This is a genomic window from Veillonella sp., assembly GCF_019414865.1.
Taxonomy (GTDB): domain Bacteria; phylum Bacillota; class Negativicutes; order Veillonellales; family Veillonellaceae; genus Veillonella.
Window position 1 is genome coordinate 1 of sequence record NZ_DXLG01000136.1, and the last position, 2476, is coordinate 2476.

At 41.5% G+C, this 2476-nt stretch carries 3 protein-coding genes; all 3 read right to left on the minus strand.

Translation table 11 applies throughout. The features are described 5' to 3' along the window. Positions 1-126: 126 nt before the first annotated feature. The gene (locus QZ334_RS07320; protein ID WP_232013616.1) at positions 127-1560 is read right to left on the minus strand and encodes an aldehyde dehydrogenase family protein; all 1434 of its coding nucleotides are present in this window, start codon (positions 1558-1560) and stop codon (positions 127-129) included. A 128-nt stretch (positions 1561-1688) separates the two neighbouring features. Next, the gene (locus QZ334_RS07325) at positions 1689-1955 is read right to left on the minus strand and encodes a EutN/CcmL family microcompartment protein (RefSeq protein ID WP_005385304.1); all 267 of its coding nucleotides are present in this window, start codon (positions 1953-1955) and stop codon (positions 1689-1691) included. Beyond that, positions 1942-2433, minus strand: coding sequence for a PduM family microcompartment protein (pduM, locus tag QZ334_RS07330; protein WP_005385299.1), 492 nt, complete (start codon positions 2431-2433; stop codon positions 1942-1944). Before pduM ends, QZ334_RS07325 begins: the two co-directional genes overlap by 14 nt. Between the last annotated feature and the right edge of the window lie 43 nt (positions 2434-2476).

A 2476-nucleotide genomic window follows, 5' to 3' on the forward strand; every position in this document is an offset into this window, starting at 1 on the left:
AATCTTTTAAAAATGGATCACATATGATAAGGATGGATTCATTATTAAATTCTGTAAGACGATTCAACGAATCTGGTCCTGCATAAATTTGAGTTGGAAAAGTCCATTTATTCATATGCTCACCACCTATCGAATGTTAAATCCTGTTGTTAAACAACATCTACGACGTCGTGCAAAGCAGCGAGCCGATGTAGTCGATTCCCCAGTAGGTGTAGCAATCGTAAAGGTTGTTGTACCTTCTCCACTAAAACCAAGGCCAGCATAAGATGGACCATTTTTAACAAAAATAGATGTTTTCATTTTACGGGCCATCCGATTGAGGCGTTCCATATTTAAGGAATGCATTGTTGCCGTATGATGTAAGCCCGCTTCTAACATCAAGCATACATCGAGACCTTCATCAAAGCTATCTACCGTTACAACCGGTAGAATAGGCATTAACATTTCAATCACTGCAAATGGATGGTCTTTTGGTGTACGCATGATGATCAATCGTGGATCACCGTTGTACGGAATATGTGCTGCATCAAGAATGACGCTTGCATTCTTACCGACGAACTTTTTGTTTGGTGTCCCATTTGGTAATACAGTTAAATCCACTAAGCGTTGAATATCTTGTTGATTTTCAATGAGGACGCATCCTGCTTTCACCATTTCTTGAACTAGCTGTGGCTCAATTTGGCGCATAGCAACGACGCTCTTTTCAGCGATACATAGAATATTATTATCAAGGCTAGCACCGAGGACGATATCTTGAGCTGCCTTTTTAATATCTGCTGTTTCGTCTACAAAGGCTGGTGGATTACCAGCACCGGCACCGATAACCTTTTTACCACTTTGAAGCGCTTGTTTTACAACCCCAGGGCCACCAGTAACAACTAATAGACTCACATCGGGGTGCAACATCATCTCTTGAGCGGACTCAATAGATGGCTCACGAAGTGTTACGATAAGGTTTTCAATGCCAATCGATTTAGCGATAATTTGATTAAGTTCACTAACAAGCAATCGACTAAGATGCTTAGCACCAGGATGAACACTAAAGAATACGGCATTTCCTGCTGCTAACATGCCGATAGTATTACATATTAATGTTTCCGCTGGATTTGTACTTGGTGTAATAGCACCGATGACACCGTAAGCAGATAATTCGTATAATGTCATGCCATTATCACCGGTTTCACACTCTGTAACGAGATCTTCTACGCCCGGTGTTTTATCAAGTGTAAGGTTTAATTTCAGTACTTTATCTGCAACGCGCCCCATCCCCGTTTCTTCAACGGTTTTTTGAGCCAACTCTTGTACTCGTGGACGCATAGCAGCACGGATGTCTGCTATTACCTTTTCACGGGTTGCCAAGGTACAATCTTCAAAGCGCGCTTGCGCTGCTTTTGCTGCTTGAATTGCGTCATCAACCGTATCAAATACACCTGGCTCAACTTGATCTCTAGGCGCTTGTTTAATAGGTTGTGATGAGGCAGATTCTTGATTTTGCCCCTGTAATACATCTATAACCATGGAGCGGATCATTTCTTTCAACTGTGTATTGTTTTCCATCATGAACCTCCATATAGGTTGCATTGCTGATGCAATGACCATGTCAACTAACGGTGTACACAATCAAGGATACATTCATGATGTGACACAATAACTAGGTTTAACTCTGGCACCAGCTATTTCCTATACAATTATTTTTCAAAACTATCAATAATACCCACAATAGCACAATCTACTGCGGTGCCTCTATCATCTTCGAAAATATGCCGTGCCGATGAGCCTCGAGTTAGAAGCACATATTCACCTTCACCAGCACATACTGTATCGACGGCGATTTCTATGCGCCCCGTCAACTCTTGTTCTCCGTCGAGAATGTCCACCATCATCAGTTTCATTCCCTTTAGAGATTCATGCTTTTGAGTAGATACGATACTACCCACAACTTTACCGACTTGCATACTTCTCGTTCCCTTCAATTATTGTGATACCTAAGCGCTCGATTTCATCTCGAGCAGCCATGGTGAACCGTTGTCCCCTATATATGACGATAATAGACTGACTTTCACAAGATCTAACAAAAGAGGCCGTTATCCAAGCTTGATGACTAGCATATATAGGACGACCAAATTTATCTAAAAATTTGATAGGCCAATCTAGAATGACTGATGGATTCATCAACGAGGTTACAGGAACTGCTAGGCGTATTGTCACCTCACAGTCATAGGCTAATGCACGATGCAAATAAGTAACCCAAGGCACCAATGTATCGCCCATTAACTCTCGTATATGACCATAATCTATACCACTGAAAGAAATGAGTTGATTCTGCAACAATATATGTTCATCATAGCTATTGCACTCTGTGACCATAAACGTAGCAGTGGATGTCATACGCTTTTCTAGGCGTTCTAGCACCAGTTTAACTAATGCATCCATATTAATGCTCACTTCCCATGGCAATCCCTAAGGGCGTTACAAA

Coding starts and splice junctions, on each gene's coding strand:
- pduM (WP_005385299.1), bottom strand. CDS start 2,433: ATGGATGCATTAGTTAAACTGGTGCTAGAACGCCTAGAAAAGCGTATG.
- QZ334_RS07320 (WP_232013616.1), bottom strand. CDS start 1,560: ATGATGGAAAACAATACACAGTTGAAAGAAATGATCCGCTCCATGGTT.
- QZ334_RS07325 (WP_005385304.1), bottom strand. CDS start 1,955: ATGCAAGTCGGTAAAGTTGTGGGTAGTATCGTATCTACTCAAAAGCAT.